A 26,743-nucleotide genomic window follows, 5' to 3' on the forward strand; every position below is an offset into this window, starting at 1 on the left:
GTAAAAGCTGTCATACCTTTCCAAACAGGGATTAACCGGAGGATTCATGACCAAGTCAGAACTGATTGAAAGACTTGCTGGCCAGCATACTCATATTCCGGCGAAAGTCGTTGAGGATGCGGTCAAAGAGATGCTCGAGCACATGGCCACTACGCTGGCACAGGGTGAGCGCATCGAAATCCGGGGATTCGGCAGCTTTTCTTTGCACTACCGCGCACCGCGCACTGGTCGTAACCCGAAAACGGGTGACAAAGTGGAACTGGAAGGTAAATACGTTCCCCACTTTAAACCAGGCAAAGAACTGCGTGACCGTGCAAATATCTACGGCTAAGCCGTTACCGAACCATAAAGCGACACCTCCGGGTGTCGTTTTTTTTTGCTGCCACTCTGTGATTTGCGAGCGCGATCCCGCCGCGCTGTAATGCCTATCACTGCACCTGAAAAAGTACCGGCGCGCTGACGCAAATCTATCTGACGTAAGCTTTTTTCTCTCACTGACTGCCGCACAATGGCGCTGTCTGACGGAGAGAAATATGCACATTACATGGACCACTGGCGCAGGGATCGCCATTCTTGCCACCCTGCCTCTGCTGCTGCTGCCACAGATCCCATCCGGCACCACGCTGGCCGTACTGACTCTCATCGCTATTTTTTTACTGCATCGGTCACACAAAGCTGCCGTGCTGGCAGGGATAACGCTGCTGGTGGCGTGCTGGGCACAGGGTGAAGCGCGCAGCCTGCTGAATGCGATGGAGCTGCTCACCCGACGGCCGGTTGACGCCACGGTCAGCGTCAGCGCGATAGATACCCGGCAAAACCTGCTGCTGGTCAGGCTGATCCGCGTTGACGGGCGGCTGCAGTTTCCGCCGCTGTTTGTACAAATCAGTAATGTGAATAACACAGAAAACTGGTGCGCAGGGCAGCGCTGGCACATGCGGCTGCGGCTGCGGGCAGTACATGGTCGCCTGAATGAAGGCGGATACGATCTGCAGCGCGTGCGGGTTGCAAATCATATGCCGCTGCAGGGGCGTATCATGCATCAGCAGCAGATGTCAGAACGCTGCAGCCTGCGGACAACCCTGGTGGCTCGCTATCAGGCCGCGCTCGCGGAGCTTAAGCAGCCGGCAATTCTGCAGGCGCTGGCTTTTGGCGATCGATCGCAGATGCTGGCGCCGCTGCGACAGCTTCTGCGCGATACCGGCACCGCGCACCTGATGGCCATTTCCGGAATGCATATTGCGCTGGCGGCCACTGGTGGCTGGCTGCTGGCGCGTGCGATACAGTTTGCGTTACCTGCCCGCTATATCAGCTGGCGATTTCCGCTGATCGTCAGCTGGCTGACCGCTGCTCTCTACTGCTGGATCGCCGGCAGCCATGCGCCCGCACAGCGTGCCATGCTTGCGCTGACGCTCTGGAGCGCTATACGCGCAGCGGGCTGGCAGCTTAGTGCCTGGCAAATCTGGCTGCTGTGCGTGGGCACACTGCTTCTGTTTGATCCGCTGGCGGTCCTGTCGGAGAGCTTCTGGCTCTCGGCCCTGGCGGTAGCGATGCTGATTATCTGGTTCAGCTGGTTTGCCCTGCCATATCCTTATCGTACGCAACGTCGCTGGCTGCCGCTGCAGCTACTGCACCTGCAGCTCGGCATGATGATTCTGATGGCGCCGCTGCAGATCTTTCTGTTTCAGGGCATCAGCCTGACTGCGCTGCTGGCCAACCTGCTGGCGGTGCCGGTTATCTCATTTATTACGGTGCCGCTGCTGCTGCTGGCGCTGCTGGTGCCACTGCAACAGGCGGCACAGCCGCTGTGGTGGTTAGCCGATCGTTCAGTGGACTATCTGATGCAGGCGCTCCAGTGGCTGCCCGCCGGCTGGCTGAGCCTGCATCAGACGCTGCCCGCTGTCATAGTAATCTGGGGCGGATTGCTGTTGTGGCGCAGCGGGCTGATTGCCCGTACGTCGGTCCGCTTCGCCAGCCTGCTGCTGGCACTGCTGCTGGGGCGCACTGACGCGCAGCAGAGCGACTGGCAAATCGATTTTCTCGATATTGGTCATGGTCTGGCGGTTGCGATCACGCAGGGAAGGGAGGTGGTACTGTATGACACCGGGCCGGCGTGGCAGCAGGGCGATGCCGGCGAGCGCACTATTTTGCCCTGGCTGAACTACACCGGACGCACGCTGCAGGGCGTCATACTGAGTCACCGGCATCTCGATCACCGTGGCGGGCTGAACGCGCTGCTACGTGCCCGCCCGGCGCTGGCGATCCGCAGCGCGCTGGGAGAACCCGGCCATCTGCCTTGTGTGCGTGGCCAGCAGTGGCAGTGGGGGCGGCTGCGTTTTACCGCCCTGTGGCCGCCAGCACTGCCGGTAGCGGGGCACAATAATGATTCGTGCGTGGTGCGGGTGGATGATGGCCAGGTCAGTTTGCTGCTGACTGGCGATCTGGAGCAGGCGGGGGAACGCAAACTGGCAGCGCTGGAAAAGGGTCAGTTGCAGGCTACACTGCTTCAGGTGCCGCACCACGGCAGCCGGACCTCCTCTACGCCCCTGTTTCTCCGGCATATAGCGGGCGAAGCGGCGGTGGCTTCTGTGGCGCGCTATAACGCCTGGCGTATGCCCGCCCGCTCAGTGGTAAAGCGTTACCAGGAGCAGGGCTATCGCTGGGCAGATACCGCACGCTCGGGGCAGGTTCGCATTCGTGTCAGCCAGGGCCGCTGGCAGATGCAGGGACTGCGCGAGCAAATAAAGCCGCGCTGGTATCATCAGTGGTTTGGCGTAAAAGATGATTCCAGGTAGAATGAGCGGCTATTTCAAACAGCGTGAATAAATAATGCATCAAGACAAAGATCTCTCAACCTGGCAGACATTCCGCCGGCTCTGGCCAATGATTGCGCCGCACAAGGCTGGCCTTATCGTCTCCGCCGTGGCACTGGTGCTGAATGCGGCAGGCGACACCCTAATGCTCTCCCTGTTGAAACCTTTACTGGATGATGGTTTCGGTAAAGCGGACAAATCTGTTCTGCTGTGGATGCCGCTGGCTGTCATGGGCCTGATGCTGATACGTGGCGTCACCAGCTATATCTCCAGCTACTGCATCTCCTGGGTGTCAGGTAATGTGGTGATGAACATGCGTCGTCGTCTGTTCGGACACATGATGGGAATGCCGGTGGCGTTCTTTGATCAGCAGTCTACCGGCACGCTACTGTCGCGTATTACCTATGACTCAGAACAGGTGGCCTCCTCCTCATCCAGTGCTCTGGTAACCGTGGTGCGCGAGGGCGCCTCGATCATCGGCCTGTTTATCATGATGTTCTACTACAGCTGGCAGCTCTCACTGATTTTGATCCTGCTGGCACCGCTGGTCTCGTTCGCTATCCGCACCGTTTCAAAGCGCTTCCGCAACATCAGCCGAAACATGCAGAACACCATGGGACAGGTCACCACCAGCGCAGAACAGATGCTGAAAGGGCACAAAGAAGTGCTGATTTTTGGCGGTCAGGAAGTGGAAGCGGAACGTTTCTCTCAGGTCAGCAATAAAATGCGTCAGCAGGGGATGAAACTGGTTTCTGCCTCTTCCATCTCCGATCCGGTGATTCAGCTTATCGCCTCGCTGGCGCTGGCGTTTGTACTCTATGCCGCCAGCTTCCCCAGCGTGATGGAAACGCTGACCGCCGGTACCATTACCGTGGTCTTCTCTTCCATGATTGCCCTGATGCGTCCGCTGAAATCGCTGACTAACGTTAACGCCCAGTTTCAGCGCGGTATGGCAGCCTGCCAGACGCTGTTCTCCATCCTCGACAGTGAGCAGGAAGCGGATAACGGCACGCGCACGGTTGAACGGGCTAAAGGCGACGTTGAGTTTCGCAACGTGACCTTTACCTATCCGGGGCGTGAGATCCCGGCGCTGCGCGATATTAACCTGACGCTGCCGGCGGGTAAAACGGTTGCACTGGTCGGCCGCTCCGGCTCGGGCAAATCGACCATGGCCAGCCTGCTGACGCGCTTTTATGATATCGATTCCGGCGAAATTCTGCTGGATGGGCACGATCTGCGTGAATATACCCTGCGCTCATTGCGTAATCAGGTAGCGCTGGTATCGCAGAATGTGCATCTGTTTAATGACACCATCGCCAATAACATCGCTTATGCGCGTAACGGTGACTATAGCCGGGCACAGATTGAACAGGCCGCCACCATGGCGCACGCTATGGATTTCATTAACAAAATGGATAAAGGCCTGGATACGGTTATCGGTGAAAACGGCGTACTGCTCTCCGGTGGTCAGCGCCAGCGTATTGCGATTGCGCGCGCGCTGCTGCGCGACTGCCCGATTCTGATTCTGGATGAGGCGACATCTGCGCTGGATACGGAGTCAGAACGCGCCATTCAGTCGGCGCTGGATGAGCTGCAGAAAAACCGGACCTCGCTGGTGATCGCACACCGTCTCTCTACCATTGAAAAAGCAGATGAGATCGTGGTGGTCGAGGATGGCCGTATTGTTGAACGCGGTACGCATGAACTGCTGCTGGCGGAGAAAGGGGCTTATGCACAGCTGCATAAGTTACAGTTCGGTCAATGATTGAACGCATCTGGAGCGGGCGCTCGCCGCTGTGGCTGCTGCTGTGGCCGCTTAGCCTGCTGTATGGTGCTATCACCTGGCTGATTCGCCTGAGCTATCAGCGTGGCTGGCAGCAGAGCTGGCGGGCACCGTGTCCGGTGGTGGTGGTCGGTAACCTGACGGCAGGCGGCAACGGTAAGACGCCGGTGGTGATCTGGCTGACAGAAGCGCTGCAGGCGCGCGGGCTGCGTCCGGGCGTGGTGTCACGCGGCTACGGGGGGAAAGCGGCACACTATCCGCTGCTGGTGACCGGGGAAACCTCAACGGCCGAGGCAGGGGATGAACCCGTGCTGATTGCACAACGCACCGGCGTACCGGTTGCCGTGGCGCCCCGGCGCCGTCAGGCTATCGAAGCGCTGCTGGCGGCGCATTCGCTGGACATCATCATCACGGATGATGGACTGCAGCACTATGCATTGCAGCGCGATCGCGAAATTGTGGTGGTGGATGGTGTGCGCCGCTTTGGCAACGGCTGGTGGTTACCCGCCGGGCCTATGCGGGAGCGTGCGCACCGGCTGCAGCAGGTGGATGCAGTGATCGTTAATGGTGGCAATGCCACCAGTCCGGAAATTGCCATGACGCTGCAGCCGGGTCGGGCGGTTAACCTGCTATCGGGCGAAACCGCTGCGCTCAGTGCGCTGCCAGATATTGTGGCGATGGCCGGTATTGGCCATCCGCCGCGCTTTTTCACCACGCTGCAGCAGCAGGGCATTAAAACGGTAGCGGAAATCGCGTTTGCCGATCATCACGCTTACAGCGAGCCGGAGCTTGCCGGCCTGACGCTGAGCGGACAATGTCTGCTGATGACGGAGAAAGATGCGGTGAAGTGCCGTAAGTTTGCGCGCGACAACTGGTGGTATCTGCCGGTAGAGGCGCAGCTTTCCGGTGCGGCAGTGGCACCGCTGCTCGACGATATCACCCGGCTGGCCCGCGGCGCGTAATAGAGTCTGGCAACCGCTATGGTATGCTGACTAACTGACCCCGATCCTGAAAGGAGAAAAGTATGGATCACCGTTTACTTGAGATTGTGGCCTGTCCGGTTTGTAACGGAAAACTCTACTTCAACAAGGCGCAGCAGGAGCTTATCTGCAAGCCTGACGGACTGGCATTCCCGGTGCGGGATGGCATTCCGGTGCTGCTGGAAACCGAGGCGCGAACGCTGACGGCTGAAGAGATCCATCCATGAGTTTTGTTGCTATCATTCCGGCGCGCTACGCTTCGACGCGTCTGCCGGGTAAACCGCTGGTCGATATCCACGGTAAGCCCATGGTCGTGCACGTCATGGAGCGTGCGCGGGAGTCGGGAGCCGATCGCGTAATCGTCGCAACCGATCACCCCGAAGTCGCTGCAGCAGTAACTGCGGCCGGTGGTGAAGTCTGTATGACGCGGGCCGATCATCAGTCCGGCACCGAGCGGCTGGCTGAAGTCATTGAAGCCTGCAACTTTGACGATGACACTATCATTGTCAACGTGCAGGGCGATGAGCCGATGATCCCGGCCGGTATCGTGCGTCAGGTGGCGGACAATCTCGCCGCGGCAGAGGCTGGCATGGCCACGCTGGCGGTGCCGATCGCTGATGCCGATGAGGCGTTTAATCCGAACGCGGTTAAAGTGGTAACCGACCGGCAGGGCTACGCGCTCTATTTCTCGCGGGCCACCATTCCCTGGGATCGCGAGCGCTATGCGCAGTCGCGCGAGCAGGCGGGAGATACGCTGCTGAGGCATATCGGTATTTATGCCTACCGCGCCGGCTTTATTCGCCGCTACGTCGCCTGGCAACCCTGCGCACTGGAGCAGATTGAGCTACTGGAGCAGCTGCGCGTGCTCTGGTATGGCGAAAAAATTCATGTGGCGGTTGCCACAACTATCCCGAGCGTGGGCGTGGATACACCAGACGATCTGGCGCGCGTACGCGCGGCGATGCAGCGTTAACTCTCTCTGTCAGGCCAGCAGGCGCAACGCCGCTGGCTCTGTCTGACACTTTCTCTTTCTGACATCAGGGCGCAGCATCATCACGGCTGCCCGACTGACCGCGCAGGTGCTGCCAGATCTGTCCCAGCGTCTCATAGATAGCCCGTTCACTGTGGCTCAGCCAGAGTGGTGAGGGCAGCGCACGCTCCCAGCCGTTAAGCGGCGAGACGATCGCCATCTGATTTGCCGGCGCGGGGATCGGTGCCAGCCCGGCGTGGTGAAAAAAAGCCATCGCACGCGGCAGATGATTGGCGGAGGTGACCAGCAGAAATGCGCTATTGCCCGTCATCTGTTTTACCGCCTGCGCCTCTTCAGCGGTATCTTTCGGCGAATCAAGCGTAATGATGGCGCTATGCGGTACGCCAAGGCTCATCGCGACGTCGGCGGCAACCGCTGCGTTGCTGCGCGGATTCTGGCCTGCCGCCGCACCGGTAAAAATCATTTTGGCCTGCGGGTTGCGTCGCCACTGCCTTACGCCCTCCGTCACGCGCGGCAGGCTGTTACCAATCAGGTTAGAGCCGGGCGCCCAGTCCGGGTTCCAGGTATAACCGCCGCCCAGCACCACAATCCAGGCCACCGGCGTTGTACCGTTCCACGTCGGGTAGCGGTTTTCCAGCGGCAGTAGCAGGCGGTCGGCCACCGGCTGCAGGCTCAGCAGCAGCAGCAGCAGCCAGCTGACGGAGAGTAAAACTTTGGCGCTTTTTTGCCAGCGCGTCAGCCAGAGCAGCAAAAGTCCGGCTGCCATCAGCAGTAACAGCAGCGGCAAAGGCAGAAGCAAGCCGCCAATGACTTTTTTTAAGGCAAATAACATCCTTTTTTACTCCTTTTGTCTGAAAAAACAGCAGCCAGACAGTTACTGCAGCGTGAAAGGTTCATTCCTGGTGAGCCTGTGACAAAATAGCACAAGTTAACTGCCGCAAACCGGAGCGCACACCATGCAGGATCGTAATTTCGACGATCTGGCGGATAAATTCTCGCAAAACATTTACGGCACCCGCAAAGGGCTGGTGCGTCAGGCCATTCTGTGGGATGAGCTGGAGGCGCTGCTGCCGTCACTGCCTGCCGGACCGCTCTCTGTGCTGGATGCTGGCGGCGGCGTGGGGCAAATCTCCAGCGGACTCGCTGCCCGCGGGCATCAGGTCACGCTCTGCGATCTCTCCGGTGAAATGCTGAAACTGGCGGCGGACCACGCACGGGAAACCGGCGTCAGCCACAATATGCAGTTCCGGCAAGTCAGCGCTCAGCAGGTAGGCGAGCATTTGGATACGCCAGTCGATCTGGTATTGTTTCACGCGGTACTGGAGTGGGTGGCCGATCCGCTGGCCGTGCTGCAGGCGCTGTGGCAGACGCTGAAACCAGGCGGTGTGCTGTCGCTGATGTTTTACAACGCGCACGGGCTGACGTTTCGCACGCTTACGCTGGGTAATTTCGGCTACCTGCGCGCCAATATGACCAAACGCAAAAAGCGTACCCTGTCGCCCGATTTTCCGCGCGAACCGCAGGACGTCTATCAATGGCTGACGCAGTGCGGTTTTGTGATTGAGCAGCGCACCGGTGTTCGCGTGTTCAGTGATTACATGAAACCGCAGCCCGGTGCAGGTAAGAGCGTGGAAGAGATTATTGAAATGGAGCGGCGCTACTGTCGTCAGGAGCCCTTTTTAAGCTTAGGGCGTTATATCCATGTGACGGCGCGCAAACCCAGGTAAAAGGATCAACTATGAGCGATTTTTCCCAGACGGTGCCAGAACTGGTGGCCTGGGCACGCAAAAACGATTTCTCGCTTGCGCTGCCGGTAGAACGTCTGGCCTTTTTGCTGGCCATCGCTACCCTTAACGGTGAGCGCATGGACGGTGAAATGAGTGAAGGTGAGCTGACCGACGCCTTTCGTCACGTCAGCAAAGCGTTTGAACAGACGCATGAAACCGTACAGGTGCGTGCGAACAATGCGATTAACGACCTGGTACGGCAGCGGCTGCTTAACCGGTTTACCAGCGAGGTGTCTGAAGGGCACGCTATCTACCGCCTGACGCCGCTGGGAATTGGCATCACCGACTACTATATCCGCCAGCGCGAATTCTCCACGCTGCGCCTCTCAATGCAGCTTTCAATTGTGGGTCAGGAGCTGAAGCGCGCTGCTGACGCCGCTGAAGAAGATGGCGATGAATTTCACTGGCACCGTAACGTATTTGCTCCGCTGAAATATTCGGTTGCTGAGATTTTTGACAGCATCGATATGACGCAGCGCCTGATGGATGAGCAGCAGCAGACGGTAAAAAATGATATCGCCGCGCTGCTCAACAAAGACTGGCGCGCCGCGATCTCCAGCTGTGAACTGCTGCTCTCTGAGACCTCCGGCACGCTGCGTGAACTGCAGGATACGCTGGAAGCGGCGGGGGATAAGCTGCAGGCTAACCTGCTGCGCATTCAGGATGCCACGCTGAGCAGTCCCGATCTCGGTTTCGTCGACAAACTGGTTTATGACCTGCAGAACAAACTCGATCGCATTATCAGCTGGGGCCAGCAGGCGATTGATCTGTGGATCGGCTATGACCGTCATGTACACAAGTTTATCCGTACCGCGATTGATATGGATAAGAACCGGGTCTTTGCACAGCGGCTGCGTCAGTCGGTACAGAACTATTTTGATCAGCCGTGGATGCTGACTTACGCCAGCGCTGACCGCCTGCTCGATATGCGCGATGAAGAGATGACGCTGCGTAACGATGAGGTCATGGGCGAGCTTCCGCCGGAAATGGAGTATGAAGAGTTTAACGAGATCCGCGAGCAGCTGGCCGCCATGATTGAAGAGGCGCTGGCTGTGTATCGTCGCGAGCAAAAACCGCTGCACCTTGCCACCGTCATGCGCGAATACCTGGCGCAATATCCGCGCGCGCGCCATTTCGATCTGGCGCGTATCGTGATCGATCAGGCGGTGCGGCTGGGCGTTGCTGAAGCAGATTTAGCCGGTTTGCCAGCAGAATGGCAGACCATTAATGATTACGGAGCCAAGGTGCAGGCGCATGTCATCGACAAATATTGAACAAGTGATGCCGGTTAAACTGGCACTGGCGCTGGCCAATCCCCTTTTTCCGGCGCTCGACAGTCAGCTGCGCGCGGGCCGGCATATCGGTATCGAAGAGCTGGATAATCACGCTTTTCTGATGGACTACCAAACCTATCTTGAAGAGTTTTATGCCCGCTATAACGTGGAGCTGATCCGCGCGCCAGAAGGCTTTTTCTACCTGCGGCCGCGCTCAACCACGCTGATCCCACGCTCGGTGCTCTCTGAGCTGGATATGATGGTAGGCAAAATTCTCTGCTACCTCTATCTGAGCCCGGAGCGTCTGGCAAACGAGGGTATTTTTACCCAGCAGGAGCTCTATGATGAGCTGCTGTCGCTGGCGGATGAACACAAGCTGCTTAAGCTGGTCAATCAGCGCTCAACCGGTTCCGATCTCGATCGCACCCGCCTGCAGGAGAAGATGCGCGCCTCACTGAGCCGTCTGCGCCGCCTGGGAATGGTGTGGTTTATGGGTAATGACAGCAGCAAATTTCGCATTATGGAATCAGTCTTTCGCTTTGGTGCTGACGTGCGCAGCGGCGACGATCCGCGTGAGGCGCAGCTGCGTCTGATCCGCGTGGGTGAAGCGATGACACCCGAAGAAGCTGCCGTTTCTGCAACAGCCGATGAGGCGGAGCAGGAGAGTGAACATGCGGAGAGCAGTGATGCGACTGATAACGCGGAGGAGAAGCAGGTATGATTGAACGCGGTAAGTTTCGTTCGCTGACACTGATCAACTGGAATGGCTTTTTTGCCCGCACCTTTGATCTCGATGAACTGGTTACCACGCTTTCAGGCGGTAACGGTGCCGGTAAATCCACCACCATGGCCGCGTTTGTTACGGCGATGATCCCCGATTTAACCCTGCTGCACTTCCGTAATACCACGGAAGCAGGCGCCACGTCAGGCTCCCGCGATAAGGGTCTGCACGGTAAACTGCGCGCTGGCGTCTGCTATTCAGTGCTGGATGTCGTCAACTCACGCCATCAGCGCGTTGTGGTCGGGGTGCGTCTGCAGCAGGTGGCCGGGCGCGATAAGAAAGTGGATATTAAACCGTTCAGTATTCATGGCCTGCCCGCGGATGCGCTGCCCACTGACATGCTGACCGAGATCCTTAACAGCCGTCAGGCGCGTGTACTGCCGCTGACAGAGGTTAAAGATCGCGTTGAAGCACAGGAAGGCGTGCAGTTCCGCCAGTACAGCTCCATTACTGACTATCACGCCATGCTGTTTGAACTCGGCGTGGTGCCGCGTCGCCTGCGTTCAGCCAGCGATCGCAGTAAATTCTACCGGCTGATTGAGGCGTCGCTCTACGGCGGTATCTCCAGCGCCATCACCCGTTCGCTGCGCGACTATCTGCTGCCGGAAAACGGCGGCGTGCGTAAAGCGTTTCAGGATATGGAAGCGGCACTGCGTGAGAACCGCATGACGCTGGAAGCGATTCGCGTGACGCAGTCCGATCGCGATCTGTTCAAGCATCTGATCTCTGAGGCGACCAGCTACGTCTCAGCTGACTATATGCGTCATGCGAACGAACGGCGGGTACATCTGGACGGGGCGCTTCAGCTGCGCAATGAGCTGTTCAGCAGCCGCAACCAGCTGGTGTCGGAGCAGTATCGTCACGTGGAAATGGCGCGTGAGCTGGCTGAGCATAGCGCCGCTGAAAGCGATCTGGAGATTGATTATCAGGCGGCCAGCGATCATCTTAATCTGGTGCAGACCGCAATGCGCCAGCAGGAGAAAATCGCGCGTTATGATGCCGATCTTGAAGAGCTGAGCTACCGGCTGGAAGAGCAGAATGAGGTTGTAGCTGAAGCGCGTGAGATCCAGGAAGAGAATGAGGCGCGTGCCGAAGCCGCTGAAATTGAAGTGGATGAGCTGAAAAGTCAGCTGGCCGATTTCCAGCAGGCGCTGGATGTTCAGCAGACGCGCTCTATTCAGTATCAGCAGGCGCTGCAGGCACTGGAGAAAGCCCGTACGCGCTGCCAGCTGCCGGACCTGACGATTGATAACGCCGCTGACTGGCTGGAGACGTTCCAGGCACGCGACGAAGAGGCGACCAGCCAGCTGCTGCGGCTGGAGCAGAAACTGAGTATGGCGGAAGCCGCACACAGCCAGTTTGAGCAGGCGCTGGCGCTGGTAACCAGCATTGCCAGTGAGGTCAGCCGTCAGGACGCCTGGCAGGTGGGTCGCCAGCTGCTGCGCGACGCCGCGAATCAGCGTCATTATGCCGATCAGCTGGCGTCACTGCGGCTGCGTCTTAACGAATCAGAAGGTCGCCTGCGCGAGCAGCATGAGGCTGAACGCCTGCTGGCAGAGTTCTGCAAACGTCAGGGCCAGCACTATGAAGCAGACGCGCTGGAAGGGCTGCAGCGCGAGCTGGAAGCGCAGATTGAGCAGCTCAGCGCCAGCGTTGCCGATGCCGGTGAACAGCGCATGCAGATGCGTCAGGAGCTGGAACAGCTGCGCGAACGTATCGCAACGCTGACGGCACGCGCCCCGCACTGGCTGGCCGCTCAGGAGATTCTGACGCAGCTTAGCGAACAGACAGGTGAGCAGCTGAGCAGCAGTCAGCAGGTGACCGCCTTTATGCAGCAGCTGCTGGAGCGCGAGCGTGAAACCACCGTAGAGCGAGATGAAATTGCGGCGCGTAAACGCGACGTTGAGCAGCAGATTGAACGCCTCAGCCAGCCAGGCGGCGCAGAAGATGCGCGCCTCACGCAGCTGGCAGAGCGCTTTGGCGGCGTGCTGCTCTCCGAAATTTATGATGATGTCACGCTGGACGATGCCCCCTATTTTTCTGCGCTCTATGGACCTTCGCGCCACGCCATCGTGGTGCCGGATCTGGCGCTGATACGCGAACAGCTCGAAGGGCTGGAAGAGTGCCCGGAAGATCTCTATCTGATTGAGGGCGATCCGCAATCCTTTGATGACAGCGTCTTCAGCGTAGATGAGCTGGATAAAGCTGTCGTGGTCAAAGTCGCAGAGCGTCAGTGGCGCTATTCGCGTTTTCCTAAGGTGCCGCTGTTTGGCCGCGCCGCACGTGAAAATCAGCTTGAATTGCTGGGTATTGAACGTGACAGGCTGGCAGAACGTTATGCGACGCTCTCTTTTGACGTACAGAAAACGCAGCGTCTGCACCAGTCTTTCAGCCGCTTTATCGGCAGTCATCTGGCGGTAGCGTTTGATGAGGATCCGGAAGCGCAAATCCGCCAGCTTAACGGCCGGCGCAGTGAGCTGGAGCGCGGTCTGGCGCAGCATGAGAGTAATAATCAGCAGCAGCGTGCACAGTTTGAACAGGCGCGCGACGGCGTCGCCCAGCTTAACCGCCTGCTGCCTCGCGTTAACCTGCTGCTGGATGACACCCTGCCGGATCGCTGTGAAGAGATCCGTGAGCGGGTGGAAGAGGCGCAGGAGGCGGCGCGCTTCCTGCACCAGCACGGCAGCAAACTCAGCAAGCTGGAGTCGCTGGTGGCGGTGCTGCAGAACGATCCGCAGCAGCACGATCAGCTGCAGCGCGACTACCAGCAGGCGCAGGCGCAGCAGCTCAGCGCGCGCCAGCAGGCATTTGCGCTGACGGAGGTGGTACAGCGCCGCGCCCACTTCAGCTATGGCGATTCAGCCGGGATGCTGACCGGTAACAGCGATCTCTCTGATAAGCTACGGCAGCGCCTGGAGCAGGCTGAAGGCGAGCGCAGCCGCGCCCGTGAACGCCTGCGTGAACATCAGGCGCAGCTGACGCAGTACTCGCAGGTGCTGGCCTCGCTGCGCAGTTCGCACGATGCCAAACGCGACATGCTGAAAGAGCTGCAGCAGGAGATGCAGGATATCGGCGTTCACGCCGATGCCAGCGCGGAAGAGCGGGCGCGTATCCGGCGCGATGAACTCTATACCGCGCTCAGCCATAACCGGGCGCGGCGTAACCAGCTGGAGAAACAGCTGACGTTCTGCGAAGCAGAAATGGACAGCCTGCAGAAAAAGCTGCGTAAGCTGGAGCGCGATTATCGCATCCTGCGTGAGCAGGTGGTCAGTGCCAAGGCGGGCTGGTGCTCCGTACTGCGTCTGGTGAAAGACAACGGCGTGGAACGACGGCTGCACCGGCGCGAGCTGGCCTATATGAGCGGTGACGAGCTGCGCTCAATGTCCGATAAAGCCCTGGGCGCGCTGCGCCTTGCGGTGGCGGATAATGAGCATCTGCGTGATGTTCTGCGCATGTCGGAAGATCCCAAGCGCCCGGAGCGTAAAATTCAGTTCTTTATCGCCGTTTATCAGCATCTGCGCGAGCGTATCCGTCAGGATATTATCCGCACTGACGATCCGGTCGAGGCGATTGAGCAGATGGAGATTGAGCTGAACCGTCTGACCGAAGAGCTGACGGCGCGCGAGCAGACGCTGGCGATCAGCTCACGCAGTGCGGCCAATATTATTCGCAAGACTATTCAGCGCGAACAGAACCGCATCCGGCAGCTGAACCAGGGGCTGCAGACGGTGAGTTTTGGTCAGGTGAAGAGCGTACGGCTTAACGTCAACGTGCGTGAGACACACGCCACGCTGCTGGATACGCTCTCCGAAGAGCACGAACAGCATCAGGATCTCTTTACCAGTAACCGGCTGACATTCTCGGAAGCGCTGGCCAAACTTTATCAGCGTCTTAACCCGCAGATTGATATGGGCCAGCGTACGCCGCAGACCATCGGTGAGGAGCTGCTGGATTATCGCAACTATCTGGAAATGGAAGTTGAAGTAAATCGCGGCTCCGACGGCTGGCTGCGCGCGGAAAGCGGGGCGCTCTCAACCGGCGAGGCGATTGGTACCGGGATGTCAATTCTGGTGATGGTGGTGCAGAGCTGGGAAGAGGAGTCGCGTCGTCTGCGCGGCAAAGATATCTCACCGTGCCGTCTGCTGTTCCTTGATGAAGCGGCGCGTCTGGATGCCCGTTCAATCGCGACGCTGTTTGAACTCTGCGAGCGTCTGGAGATGCAGCTGGTGATCGCCGCGCCGGAAAATATCAGTCCGGAAAAAGGCACCACTTATAAACTGGTTCGTAAAGTATTTAACAATACGGAGCATGTGCACGTAGTGGGCCTGCGTGGTTTTTCCGCCGATCCGGCACCGGTAAAAACGGCGCAAAGCGAGCAGGGGCTGGAAACGCAAAATAGCTAAGCGCCTGACTGGTTAAACCGCGCAACCAGCGTTAATCTGTAAACGGCATTGGCCCTGAGAGGCGAATGCCGTTTTTTCTTTATATACTCATCATGAAAGTCAGGTTGTACGCAGCGCACAGGGCAGGCTGCGTCTCAGGTAACAGGGGGCAGGGATGTTGCTGAGTAAAACGTTCAGATTTAATCGCATGGCGCTGGTGTTTAGTGTCGTGCTGGCAGGCTTGCCACTGGCCGCGGGGCAGGCTGCACAAACCGCCAGCATGACAGCCGGCGGGCACGGCACCACGTCAGTGGCGGCCAGCCAGCAGCAGATCCTGCAGGCATTCAGCGCCAGCGATCGCCCTTTTTACCTGCCGGGTCTGGCGGGTCTTTATGCCGCGCGCGGAATGGCGCCGCTCTGGCAGGACCGCGATACGGTGCAGGCGTTTCAGCAGCAGCTGGCTGAGGTCGCGCTTTCAGGCGTGCAGCCACAGTTCAGCCGCTGGGTTGAGCGGCTGACCGATCCGGACATTAAAGGCTTTGCGCGCGACGTGGTGCTGAGCGATGCCATGCTGGGTTACCTGCAGTTTGTGGCGGGCGTACCGGCGCAGGGTGAAACCTGGCTTTACAGCAATGTGCCTTACAGGCTTACCATGCCGTCGCTGTCAGCAATCAATCAGTGGCAGAACGCGGTTAACGCTGGCGGCAGCCGCGCGTTTGTGGCCTCACTGCAGCCGCAGCATCCGCAGTATCAGCCGATGCATGCGGCGCTGAAGACGCTGCTGACGGATAATCGTCCCTGGCCGCAGCTGCGTGACAAAGCGACGCTGCGTCCGGGGCAGGTCAGCGATGATGTGCCGGCGCTGCGGGAAATTCTTCAGCGCACCGGTATGCTGACCGCATCTGACCACGCCACTACGCCTGCACCGGATGAAGATGCAGTGCCGGCGGGCGCCGTGCCGGTTGCTGAAAGCCAGCCGGTGGCAGTAAGTCCTTCCGCCACCAGCGTCACCGATCTTCCAGCCCCGACGCCGCAGCCGGCAGGAAATATACTGGCCGGATCGCCTTCTGCAGCCGGCAATATCTATGACACTGCGCTGGTTGAGGGCGTGAAGCGCTTTCAGCACTGGCAGGGGCTGGCGGATGACGGCGCAATTGGCCCGCGCACCCGCGAGTGGCTGAATGTCTCACCGCAGATGCGCGCCTCACTGCTGGCGCTGAACATTCAGCGTCTGCGGCTGCTGCCGGATGATATGCATAACGGGATAATGGTGAATATTCCCAACTATTCGCTGACCTACTATAACAACGGCAGCACGGTGCTCTCATCGCGGGTTATTGTCGGACGGCCCGATCGCAAAACGCCGCTTATGCGCAGTGCGCTGAACAACGTGGTGCTCAATCCGCCGTGGAACGTGCCAACCACGCTGGTGCGTCAGGATATTGTGCCGAAGGTGAAACAGGATCCTGGTTATCTCTACCGGCACGGCTATACGCTGCTGTCAGGCTGGAGCGCTGACGCTGAAGTGATCGACCCGACGATGATCAACTGGCAGATGGTTTCTGCTGCCAGCTTCCCGTATCGCATCCGTCAGGCACCGGGCGCCACCAATTCATTGGGACGTTATAAGTTTAATATGCCCAGTTCAGACGCCATCTATCTGCACGATACGCCAAACCACGGCCTGTTTCAGCGCGATATTCGCGCACTCAGCTCCGGCTGCGTACGCGTAAATAAAGCCTCCGATCTGGCTAACCTGCTGCTGCAGGATGCTGGCTGGAACGACAGCCGTATTTCCAGCACGCTGAAGCAGGGTGACACGCGCTATGTGCCGATTCGGCATCGTATCCCGGTCAATCTGTACTATCTGACCGCCTGGGTCAGCGATGACGGGCAGGCGCAATATCGTACAGATATTTACAATTATGATAATACGGCGCGCTCCGGCAGCCAGGTGCTGGCCCGGGCAGGACAGCTCCTGCTGTAGCGTGCTGATTTTCGCCAGATTGTTGATAAGCGAAACGCCCCTGAAACCCGGCCAGAAATTTGCTTCTGGTCGGGTTTTGCACATTCTGAGACAGATTCCGGGTTGACTGATATCCATGCTGCCGTTACTGTGCGGCCTTGTGTACTTTTTACACATTCAATGTGTTTTATTCAGGTAACCTCGTTTCATGGCTAATATCGATTCTCAGCGCCGCCGCTTACTGCTGCTTGGCGGCGCAGCAGCAGGCCTCTCCCTGCTCCCCGGCTCAGCGCTGGCCTCTGTGTCGACCTCACGTCCGCGTATTCTGACGCTCAGCAACATGCATACCGGTGAAACCCTCAAAACCGAGTTTTTCAACGGTAAAAGCTACGATCGCGACGAACTGGCGCGTCTTAATCACTTTTTCCGCGACTACCGCGCAAATAAAGTGAAAAGCATCGATCCCCATCTGTTTGATCAGCTCTACCGCCTGCAGGCGCTGCTGGATACCCGTAAACCGGTACAGCTCATCTCAGGTTATCGTACGCTGTCGACCAACAACATGCTGCGCGAATCGGGCCCTGGCGTGGCGAAGCATAGCTATCACACCAAAGGCCAGGCGATGGATTTCCATATTGAGGGCATTGCCCTGAGTAACGTGCGTAAAGCGGCGTTATCTATGCGCGCGGGTGGTGTAGGATATTATCCACGCAGCAACTTCGTACACATAGATACCGGGCCTGCAAGGCACTGGTCCTGATGCCGGCAGCGCTGCGTGTGCCGGTCATGGAGCGTTATGAATTATCACATTATTCCGGTTACCGCCTTTTCGCAAAACTGTTCAGCTATCTGGGATGAAGAGACGGGCATTGCAGCCCTGGTCGATCCTGGCGGCGATGCGGAAACCATCAAAGCGGCGCTGGCGGAGCGCGGCCTGAAGCCGTCGCAGATTTTGCTGACGCACGGCCACCTCGACCATGCCGGCGCGGCGGCTGAGCTGGCGGCCCATTTCCAGATACCGGTGACCGGCCCGCATCAGCTGGACAAAGTCTGGCTCGATAATCTGCCCACGCAGAGCCGGATGTTTGGGCTGCCGGAGTGTGCACCGCTGACGCCGGATCGCTGGCTGGAAGAGGGTGATGTGGTAGAGCTGGGCAACGTGGCGCTGGAGGTGCTGCACTGTCCGGGTCATACCCCGGGGCACATTGTCTTTTTCGATCGCGCCGGAAAGCTGCTTATCTCAGGAGACGTGATCTTTAGCGGCGGCGTCGGGCGCACCGACTTCCCGCAGGGCAGCCACAGCGATCTGATCAACGCCATCAAAACCAAACTGCTGCCGCTGGGCGACGACATTGCGTTTGTACCCGGGCACGGGCCGGTATCCACGCTGGGACGTGAGCGTCTGACCAATCCTTTCCTGCAGTAGCCATAAAAAAAGCGGCGGGTGAGAGCCTCACCCGCCGCCTGTTCACGCATTTCGCTTAGAGTACTGCGACTATCGCTTCACACAGCGCCGACATATTATCCGGCGTCATGCCTGCCACGTTAACGCGACCTGAGTTTACCGCGTACACGCCGAATTCATCACGCAGACGCACGACCTGATCTTTGGTCAGGCCGCTGAATGAGAACATGCCGTTCTGTTTGATGATGAAGCTGAAATCCTGGCGCGCGCCTTTTTCTGCCAGCGTGTTCACAAACAGCTGACGCATACGCTGAATACGCTGACGCATATCGGTCAGCTCCTGTACCCAGATAGTCCGCAGCGCCTCATTGCTGAGGATAGTGGCGACAACGGCAGCGCCGTGCGACGGCGGATTGGAGTAGTTGGCACGGATGCTGTATTTCACCTGGCTGAACGCGGTTTTAGCCGCGTCGCTGCTGGCCGCTACCAGCGTCAGGGCGCCGACGCGCTCGTTATAGAGACCAAAGTTCTTAGAGTAGGAGCTGGCAACCAGCAGCTCCTGGTGGGCTGCGGCAAAAATGCGCAGGCCTTCAGCATCTTCGTCCAGACCGCGTGCAAAACCCTGATAGGCGAAGTCAAACAGCGGCAGCCAGCCCTTTTCCTGTGACAGCGTTGCGAGCTGTTGCCACTGCTCGCGCGTCGGGTCGATGCCGGTCGGGTTATGGCAGCAGCCGTGGAACAGCACCACGTCGCCCGCCTGCGCCTGCTGCAGCGCTGCCAGCATGCCGTCGAAATCGAGCGTGTGGTTTGCGGCGTCGTAGTACTGATATTCACACACCTCGAGGCCGGCAGCGTTAAACACGTTTTTATGGTTTGGCCAGCTTGGATTGCTTATCCAGACGCGTTTAACGCTGGTCTGCGTGGCGAGAAAATCCGCCGCCACGCGCAGGGCACCGGTGCCGCCTGGCGTCTGCGCCGTGCAGGCGCGGCCTGCGGCGATAAGCGGGCTGTCGTTGCCAAACAGCAGCGCCTGAGTGCAGCGGGCAAAATCGGGCAGGCCGTCAATGCTCAGATAGTTTTTGGTCGTCTCATTTTCCAGCAGGTACTGCTCAGCTTTTTTCACGCTGGTCAGCACCGGCGTTTTTCCGGTTTCATCTTTGTATACGCCAATGCCCAGATTAATTTTATGCGGACGGTCATCAGCGCGAAACAGATCGGCCAGCCCCAGAATAGGGTCGGCAGGTGCGGCAGAGATAGATTCAAACATGAGTCAGTTCCGTTTGGGTGAACTTTAGCGAAATGAGCTATCAGGTTAACGTCAGACGCGAGGCTTGCCAACCGGCCATCTCAAAAAGAATTGTGCCGGTGGCGGATATAAGCACTGCTAATTGCGAGGTAGATCACTGAAAAGAAAAACGGAGCCATCAGGCTCCGTTTTACGTGGTTAAACCGTGCTGATTCGCAGAATCAGAACTGGTAAACCAGGCCTACGCCAACGGTGTCATCAGTAGTGATGCCAGCTGCGCGGGTAAAGTCGTTGTCATCCATCAGGTTGATCTGGTAGTCAACATAGGTAGACATGTTTTTGTTGAAGTAGTAATAAGTACCCACTGAAACGTACTTATACAGGTCCTGATCGCCCCAGGTCTCGATATCCTTGCCTTTAGACTGGACGTAAGCCAGGGATGGACGCAGACCGAAGTCGAACTGGTACTGAGCAACGGCTTCAAACTTCTGCTCTTTGTTTACTGCACCAGCAAGGGCCGGGGTCGCGCCGTTAGCAGCAGTGCTGATCCAGGTTGAGTTACGGCTCTCACCGTACATCGCAGCCAGGTACACGTTGTTCGCGTCATATTTCAGCGCGGTTGACCAGGCGTCAGCTTTCTCGCTGCCGTTACCGTAGAAGTTAGCCTGCTGGCCGTTGGTACGGTCAGAAGAGGTGTACGCAGCAGAGATGCCTACGCCGATCTCAGAGGTATAGGTTAAAGAAGTACCCCAGCCGTCGCCGTTTGCGCGATCTGCGCTACGGCCATTGGCGGACTCTTCGTTTTTGCCCTGATACTGAGCAGCGAACGCCAGGCCATCAACCAGACCAAAGAAGTTGCTGTTGCGGTAGGTCGCCAGACCGTTAGAACGACCCAGCATAAAGTTGTCAGAACGGCCAGAGTCGCCGCCGAATACTGGCAGAACGTCGGTCCACGCCAGTGGATCGTAGCCTACGCCGTAGTTACGACCGTAGTCGAATGAGCCGTAGTCGCCAAATTTCAGACCGGCAAAACCCAGACGGGTTTTGGAACCTTCAGTACCCTGAGATTCAGCAACGTTTGCCTGGATGTTGTATTCCCACTGGCCGTAGCCGGTCAGCTGGTCGGTAATCTGCGTTTCACCCTTGAAACCAAAGCGCACATAAGAGGCGTCGCCATCGTTGCCAGCGTCGTCAGAGAATGTGTGGCGTGCGTCAACTTTTCCGTAGAGGTCCAGTTTGTTGCCATCTTTGTTATAGATTTCTGCTGCATTTGCTGCACCGGCAGCTAACAGAGCAGGGATAACCACTGCAAGAATGTTGCGCTTCATCATTATTTATTACCCTCATTGGAGTTATCTGGACACCTGCCACTGCCGTCAGGAAAACTTTACAGGAACCCTGAAAGAAGTTTGGTGTCTCATATGTCTGCACGCATCTTTTCACTCCGCAGTTGCTATTTCTAGCCCGAAAATGATTCAAATCTCCTAATTGAGTATCAAAAAGAAAAATTGTGTGACAATTTGTAATAATTACGGAACTTTGTGAGATATCTCAAGATTTACAAAAATAAAAAAAGGCCGGCAGTGCCGACCTCGGTATATATATGAATTTCTTATATTTAATTGCAGAAATCAGAAATTAGCGTTGCGCGGGGTACGCGGGAAGGGGATAACGTCCCTTACATTTTGTACGCCGGTGACATAGGCGATCAAACGTTCAAACCCTAAACCAAAGCCGGCGTGCGGTACGGTGCCGTAACGACGCAGGTCGCGATACCACCAGTAATCCTCTTTATTCAGCCCCATCTCTGCCAGACGGGCATCCAGCACATCCAGCCGCTCTTCACGCTGCGATCCACCAATGATTTCACCAATGCCCGGTGCCAGCACGTCCATTGCCGCTACGGTTTTACCGTCATCATTCATACGCATGTAGAACGCTTTAATATCTTTCGGGTAGTTCTTCACCACCACCGGCGCCTTGAAGTGTTTTTCGGCCAGATAGCGCTCATGTTCAGAAGAGAGATCCACACCCCATGCAATCGGGTTTTCAAAGCTCTGGCCGCTTTTCAGCAATATGTCAACTGCGTCGGTATAGTCTACCTGTGCAAAATCGGTGGTAACAAAACGCTCAAGGCGCGCAACGGCATCTTTATCCACGCGCTCGGCGAAGAACGCCATGTCATCGGCACGTTCATTCAGTACAGCTTTGAAGACATATTTCAGCATCGCTTCAGCCAGCGCTGCGGCGTCATCCAGCGTGGCAAACGCCACTTCCGGCTCCAGCATCCAGAATTCCGCCAGGTGACGGCTGGTGTTGGAGTTTTCCGCACGGAACGTTGGGCCAAAGGTGTAGACTTTTGACAACGCACAGGCATACGTTTCAGCATTCAGCTGGCCTGATACGGTCAGGAACGCCTCTTTACCGAAGAAATCTTTGTCATAATCCACTTTACCCTGCGGATCGCGCGGCAGGTTTTCCATATCGAGCGTCGATACGCGGAACATTTCGCCTGCGCCTTCCGTATCTGATGCGGTGATCAGCGGCGTGGAAACCCAGAAATAGCCGTTCTCATGGAAAAAGCGATGCAGCGCCTGCGCCAGGGTATGACGCACGCGCGCGACGGCGCCAACCAGATTAGTACGCGGGCGCAGGTGAGCCACTTCGCGCAGATACTCGATGCTGTGACGTTTGGCAGCCATCGGGTAAGTGTCAGGATCGTCAACCCAGCCGGTCACTTCAACACGGGTGGCCTGCAGCTCAAATGCCTGGCCCTGGCCCGGTGATTCCACTACGGTGCCGGTAACAATGACCGAGCAGCCGGTGGTCAGACGCAGCACTTCATCCTGATAATTATTCAGAGAATTATTGACGACAGCCTGAACGGGATTAAAGCAGGAGCCGTCATAAACGGCGATAAAGGAAAGACCGGCTTTGGAATCTCTTCGGGTACGCACCCAGCCGCGTACGGTGACTTCACTGTCAACCGCGACCCGGCCGTGCAGTACATCCGCTACAGGCACTACGCTCATAAAAATCTCTCTATATATAGATGAAATAACGGGTGTCCCGTCGCATCTCGCTATCGTCACAGGTGACGTACGGTGCTGACAGAAACAGCCAATTCTCCCACGTTCAGGGGTGTTGCTATGTTACTTGCGAGCCATCAGGAAACAAGCAAAATTGCGGGAAGTGAGTGATTTTAATGGCGGCGGGCAGGGGAGTGAACCCTGCCCGGGGCAGGTCAGCTGGCGCGTTTAACCAGCGGCAGGTCAAATGCTTTGCGCAGTGCACGCACAAAGGCTTTATCCTGACAAATCGTTTTACCCGGACTGTCAGAGAGTTTAGCGACCGGTTTGCCATTGCAGCTGACCAGTTTAATCACGATGTTAAGCGGCGTTACGCCCGGAATGTCGCAGGTCAGGCGCGTGCCAATACCAAACACCACGTTGGCACGCTGACCAAAGTGACGATAGAGCGCCAGCGCTTTATCCAGGTTGAGATTGTCAGAGAACACCAGCGTTTTGCTGCGCGGATCGATACCGAGCCGCTCATAGTGCGCAACGGCTTTCTCGCCCCACTCAACCGGATCGCCGGAGTCGTGGCGCAGTCCCTGATAGCGATGGGCAAAGCCGGGACCAAAATCGCGCAAAAAGGCGTCCATGGTGATGCAGTCCGTGAGCGCAATGCCCAGCTGGTTATCATACTCATCCAGCCACGACTGCAGCGCCGCGCGCTGGCTGTTGGCCAGCACCGGGCTGATCTGCTGATGCGCCTGAAACCACTCATGGGCCTGGGTGCCGACCGGCGTCAGCTGCAGACGACGCGCCAGATCGTAATTACTGGTGCCCACCAGCCACGGAAACTCCGCTTTCAGCGTACTGACAATCGCTTCCTGCACCTCCTGTGAATAGCGGCGGCGCGTGCCGAAATCCATCAGCTGAAAGCGCGACATATCGAGATCGGCAACCTGCGTCTGAAAGGCTGAAAGTTTTTGCTGCAGATGCGCGACCGCCTGCTCTGCGGCGATCTGCGGCGTGCGGTGGCGATGTACCACTTCACTGATCAGCGCCAGCAGCGGCACTTCCCACAGAATGACCTCACGCCACGGGCCGCGGATCTGGATGCGCAGCTGGCCCCGCTCGTCCCGTACCTCAACCTGCGCCGGATTGAAGCGAAAGGCGCGTAGCCAGGTCAGATAGTCGTGCTGGAAAAAAGGCAGGTTACTGAGCCAGGCAAACTCATCGTCGCTCAGGGTCAGATCTTGCAAAGTATCAATTTGCGCGCGAATCTCGCTGGCATACCGGCCAAGCTGTTCATCGCTGCGACAGCGAAATTCTGCGGTAACCGGGACATCGTAGTAACGATGATATACGGCCTGCTGCATATGAAGCTTGTACGCATCGGTATCAAGCAGCGTGGTCAAAATCGGGGAAGCGTGTCCAGTCATGGTGCGTTTCAGCATCCTCTTCCGCGGAGCAGAGCCCGGTGTTTAACAAAATCCTAAAGACGCAGGAGTATAAAACAGTAATCTCTGCGATCACACCACATTTGCAGGTGGCGGGTCGAGGGGCAATTGTGCCATTGTTACTGAATTGTAGCCTTTTCTGCGCCAGCGCGCATTGCGCATGGCAACTCGCCGTCAGGCCGCTTAGACTTTGAGATATTTGCGCCACCGCAACAGGATGGCCTCAACATAACAACGATGCGAGAAGGATATATGACGCAACAGCCGCACATTAAATATCGCCACGACTACCGGGCGCCTGATTACACCATTACGGATATCGACCTGACGTTTGATCTGGATGCAACAGAAACACGCGTAACAGCCATCAGTCAGGTCAAACGTCTCGGCGCAGCAGACGCCGATCTGCATCTTGATGGTGAAGCGTTAACGCTGGTTGAGCTGACGGTAGATGGCGCGCCCTGGCCGCACTATCGCGAAGAGGCGGGGGCGCTGATCCTCAGTCAGCTGCCTGACAACTTCACGCTGCGCATTGTAAACCTGATCCATCCGGCTAAAAACAGCGCGCTGGAAGGGCTGTATCAGTCGGGCGAGGCGCTCTGCACCCAGTGTGAGGCGGAGGGTTTCCGGCACATCACCTGGTACCTGGATCGTCCTGACGTTCTGGCGCGCTTTACCACCACGCTCCGGGCCGACCCGGTGCGCTACCCGTATCTGCTCTCCAACGGTAACAAGCTAAAGAGCGGCGAGCTGGACGACGGGCGTCACTGGGTGACGTGGCAGGATCCGTTCCCGAAACCCTGCTATCTGTTTGCGCTGGTGGCAGGTGATTTTGATGTGCTGCGCGACAGTTTTACCACCCGTTCAGGGCGCGACGTCGCGCTGGAGATCTTTGTTGACCGCGGTAATCTCGATCGTGCCGACTGGGCAATGACCTCGCTGAAAGCCAGCATGAAGTGGGATGAAGAGCGTTTTGGTCTCGAATATGACCTCGATATCTTTATGATTGTCGCCGTGGATTTCTTCAATATGGGCGCGATGGAGAACAAAGGCCTCAACGTCTTTAACTCCAAATATGTGCTGGCAAAAGCGGAAACCGCGACGGATAAAGATTATCTCGGCATCGAGGCGGTGATCGGCCATGAATATTTCCATAACTGGACCGGTAACCGCGTCACCTGTCGCGACTGGTTCCAGCTCAGCCTGAAAGAGGGTCTGACGGTATTCCGCGATCAGGAGTTCAGCTCCGATCTCGGCTCCCGCGCGGTGAATCGTATTGATAACGTGCGGGTGATGCGCGGTGCGCAGTTTGCCGAAGATGCCAGCCCGATGGCGCACCCGATCCGGCCGGATCAGGTTATAGAGATGAATAACTTCTATACCCTGACGGTGTACGAGAAGGGATCGGAAGTGATCCGCATGATGCACACGCTGCTGGGTGAAGAGAAGTTTCAGCAGGGCATGCAGTGCTACTTTGAACGTCACGACGGCAGTGCGGCAACCTGCGACGATTTTGTCCAGGCGATGGAAGATGCCTCTGGCGTCGATTTAACCCAGTTCCGTCGCTGGTACAGCCAGTCAGGCACGCCGGTCGTGAGCGTGCGCGATGACTATAATCCGGAGCTGGAGCAGTATACCCTGCACGTGACCCAGCATACGCCGCCAACCGCAGATGGTCAGGAGAAGCTGCCGCTGCACATTCCGCTGGATATCGAACTCTACGATAACGAAGGCAAAGTGATCCCGCTGCAGCATAACGGCCAGCCGGTACATCACGTGCTGAACGTGACGCAGGCGTTCCAGACGTTTGTCTTTGATAACGTCTATTTTCAGCCGGTGCCGTCACTGCTGCGTGAATTCTCTGCACCGGTAAAACTCGATTATAAGTGGAGCGACGCACAGCTCACCTTCCTGATGCGTCACGCGAGCAATGAGTTTTCCCGCTGGGATGCGGCGCAGAGTCTGCTCGCAACCTATATTCGTCTCAACGTCGCGCGCTACCAGCAGGGCCAGCCGCTGTCGCTGCCTCTGCACGTTGCTGACGCTTTCCGGGCGGTGCTGCTGGATGAGCAGGGCGATCCGGCGCTGATGGCGCTGATCCTGACCCTGCCATCAGAAAATGAGATAGCAGAGCTGTTCGACATCATCGATCCACAGGCGATTGCCGCCGTACGCCATGCGCTGATGCGCACGCTGGCAAACGAGCTGAACGACGAGTGCTATGCGCTCTATCTGGCCAGCCAGAGCAGCGAATATCGCGTTGATCATGCGGAAATTGGCCGGCGCGCGCTGAAGAATGTCTGCCTGAGCTATCTGGCTCTGGGGGATACGACGCAGGCCGATCGTCTGGTTCAGGCGCAGTATGCGCACGCCACGAATATGACTGATGCGCTGGCGGCGCTCTCGGCAGCGGTGATGGCACAGCTGCCGTGCCGCGACGCGCTGCTGGCCGCCTGGGATGAGCGCTGGCATCAGGACGGTCTGGTCATGGATAAATGGTTTATGCTGCAGGCGACCAGCCCGGCGCCAGAAGTGTTACGCAATGTGCGTTCGCTGCTGAACCATCGCTCCTTCACCATGGGTAACCCTAACCGCATCCGGGCGCTGATTGGCGCATTCGCGGCGGGTAACCCGGCGGCGTTTCACGCGCAGGATGGCAGCGGTTATCAGTTCCTGGTTGAGATGCTGACCGATCTCAATACGCGTAACCCGCAGGTGGCCGCGCGCATGATTGAACCCCTGATCCGCCTGAAGCGCTATGATGCAGGACGTCAGGCGTTAATGCGTCAGGCACTGCAGCAGCTAAAGGGGCTGGATAATCTTTCCGGCGATCTCTATGAGAAAATCACCAAAGCGCTGAACGCGTAATC

Annotated in this window: 19 protein-coding genes; 14 read left to right on the forward strand and 5 right to left on the reverse strand. The window is 57.7% G+C overall.

What is annotated here, in order from left to right; all coding sequences use genetic code 11:
• Positions 1-46: 46 nt before the first annotated feature.
• The 6 genes from ihfB to kdsB all read left to right on the forward strand — a co-directional run bounded on the left by ihfB (position 47) and on the right by kdsB (position 6,546).
• On the forward strand, positions 47-331 hold the full coding sequence (gene ihfB, locus B4M48_RS07170; protein ID WP_010618275.1) for an integration host factor subunit beta: 285 nt from the start codon (positions 47-49) through the stop codon (positions 329-331).
• A gap of 202 nt (positions 332-533) precedes the next feature.
• Positions 534-2,792: a DNA internalization-related competence protein ComEC/Rec2 gene (locus B4M48_RS07175; protein ID WP_071668701.1), complete on the forward strand. Its 2,259-nt coding sequence runs from the start codon at positions 534-536 to the stop codon at positions 2,790-2,792.
• 34 nt (positions 2,793-2,826) lie between these two features.
• Positions 2,827-4,575 carry a lipid A ABC transporter ATP-binding protein/permease MsbA gene (gene msbA, locus B4M48_RS07180; RefSeq protein WP_286877269.1) on the forward strand — a complete coding sequence of 583 codons (1,749 nt, stop codon included), beginning with the start codon at positions 2,827-2,829 and terminating at the stop codon, positions 4,573-4,575.
• Positions 4,572-5,555: a tetraacyldisaccharide 4'-kinase gene (lpxK, locus tag B4M48_RS07185; RefSeq protein ID WP_039383567.1), complete on the forward strand. Its 984-nt coding sequence runs from the start codon at positions 4,572-4,574 to the stop codon at positions 5,553-5,555. Before msbA ends, lpxK begins: the two co-directional genes overlap by 4 nt.
• Before the next feature lie 62 nt (positions 5,556-5,617).
• On the forward strand, positions 5,618-5,800 hold the full coding sequence (locus tag B4M48_RS07190; protein ID WP_039383570.1) for a Trm112 family protein: 183 nt from the start codon (positions 5,618-5,620) through the stop codon (positions 5,798-5,800).
• Positions 5,797-6,546 (forward strand): 3-deoxy-manno-octulosonate cytidylyltransferase, encoded by a 750-nt coding sequence (gene kdsB, locus B4M48_RS07195; RefSeq protein WP_039383573.1) that lies wholly within the window; start codon positions 5,797-5,799, stop codon positions 6,544-6,546. The genes B4M48_RS07190 and kdsB overlap by 4 nt, the downstream gene beginning before the upstream one ends.
• A gap of 64 nt (positions 6,547-6,610) precedes the next feature.
• Here kdsB and elyC read toward each other — a convergent pair whose 3' ends face one another.
• Positions 6,611-7,396: an envelope biogenesis factor ElyC gene (gene elyC / locus B4M48_RS07200; RefSeq protein ID WP_071668702.1), complete on the reverse strand. Its 786-nt coding sequence runs from the start codon at positions 7,394-7,396 to the stop codon at positions 6,611-6,613.
• A gap of 124 nt (positions 7,397-7,520) precedes the next feature.
• On the opposite strand from elyC, the gene cmoM reads away from it, so the two are divergent.
• The 7 genes from cmoM (at position 7,521) to B4M48_RS07235 (ending at position 18,180) form a co-directional block, all read left to right on the forward strand.
• Positions 7,521-8,291, forward strand: coding sequence for a tRNA uridine 5-oxyacetic acid(34) methyltransferase CmoM (gene cmoM, locus B4M48_RS07205; protein ID WP_039383578.1), 771 nt, complete (start codon positions 7,521-7,523; stop codon positions 8,289-8,291).
• An 11-nt stretch (positions 8,292-8,302) separates the two neighbouring features.
• Complete coding sequence (mukF, locus tag B4M48_RS07210; RefSeq protein ID WP_039383581.1) at positions 8,303-9,625, forward strand: chromosome partition protein MukF; 1,323 nt, start codon at positions 8,303-8,305, stop codon at positions 9,623-9,625.
• The gene (gene mukE / locus B4M48_RS07215) at positions 9,606-10,346 is read left to right on the forward strand and encodes a chromosome partition protein MukE (RefSeq protein ID WP_039383583.1); all 741 of its coding nucleotides are present in this window, start codon (positions 9,606-9,608) and stop codon (positions 10,344-10,346) included. The genes mukF and mukE overlap by 20 nt, the downstream gene beginning before the upstream one ends.
• The gene (mukB, locus tag B4M48_RS07220) at positions 10,343-14,809 is read left to right on the forward strand and encodes a chromosome partition protein MukB (RefSeq protein ID WP_288656326.1); all 4,467 of its coding nucleotides are present in this window, start codon (positions 10,343-10,345) and stop codon (positions 14,807-14,809) included. The genes mukE and mukB overlap by 4 nt, the downstream gene beginning before the upstream one ends.
• A gap of 187 nt (positions 14,810-14,996) precedes the next feature.
• Entirely contained in the window at positions 14,997-16,775 is a 1,779-nt protein-coding gene (gene ldtD / locus B4M48_RS07225) for a L,D-transpeptidase (RefSeq protein WP_371328704.1), read from the forward strand.
• 187 nt (positions 16,776-16,962) lie between these two features.
• Positions 16,963-17,514: a YcbK family protein gene (locus B4M48_RS07230; protein ID WP_039383591.1), complete on the forward strand. Its 552-nt coding sequence runs from the start codon at positions 16,963-16,965 to the stop codon at positions 17,512-17,514.
• Positions 17,515-17,550: 36 nt separating this feature from the next.
• Entirely contained in the window at positions 17,551-18,180 is a 630-nt protein-coding gene (locus B4M48_RS07235; RefSeq protein WP_039383592.1) for an MBL fold metallo-hydrolase, read from the forward strand.
• Positions 18,181-18,235: 55 nt separating this feature from the next.
• Here B4M48_RS07235 and B4M48_RS07240 read toward each other — a convergent pair whose 3' ends face one another.
• The 4 genes from B4M48_RS07240 to pncB all read right to left on the reverse strand — a co-directional run bounded on the left by B4M48_RS07240 (position 18,236) and on the right by pncB (position 23,855).
• A complete protein-coding gene (locus B4M48_RS07240) occupies positions 18,236-19,426 on the reverse strand; it encodes an amino acid aminotransferase (RefSeq protein WP_039383594.1) in 1,191 nt (396 codons plus the stop codon).
• 200 nt (positions 19,427-19,626) lie between these two features.
• Positions 19,627-20,736 carry a porin OmpC gene (gene ompC / locus B4M48_RS07245; RefSeq protein WP_071668705.1) on the reverse strand — a complete coding sequence of 370 codons (1,110 nt, stop codon included), beginning with the start codon at positions 20,734-20,736 and terminating at the stop codon, positions 19,627-19,629.
• Between the two features lie 300 nt (positions 20,737-21,036).
• Positions 21,037-22,437, reverse strand: a complete 1,401-nt coding sequence (gene asnS / locus B4M48_RS07250; protein WP_071668706.1) for an asparagine--tRNA ligase — start codon at positions 22,435-22,437, stop codon at positions 21,037-21,039.
• A 212-nt stretch (positions 22,438-22,649) separates the two neighbouring features.
• The gene (gene pncB / locus B4M48_RS07255) at positions 22,650-23,855 is read right to left on the reverse strand and encodes a nicotinate phosphoribosyltransferase (RefSeq protein WP_039385774.1); all 1,206 of its coding nucleotides are present in this window, start codon (positions 23,853-23,855) and stop codon (positions 22,650-22,652) included.
• A 270-nt stretch (positions 23,856-24,125) separates the two neighbouring features.
• On the opposite strand from pncB, the gene pepN reads away from it, so the two are divergent.
• Positions 24,126-26,741, forward strand: a complete 2,616-nt coding sequence (pepN, locus tag B4M48_RS07260; protein WP_288656329.1) for an aminopeptidase N — start codon at positions 24,126-24,128, stop codon at positions 26,739-26,741.
• Positions 26,742-26,743: the final 2 nt, after the last annotated feature.

The sequence above is a fragment of the Pantoea sp. UBA6567 genome (genome assembly GCF_002434165.1).
Lineage (GTDB): Bacteria > Pseudomonadota > Gammaproteobacteria > Enterobacterales > Enterobacteriaceae > Pantoea > Pantoea eucrina.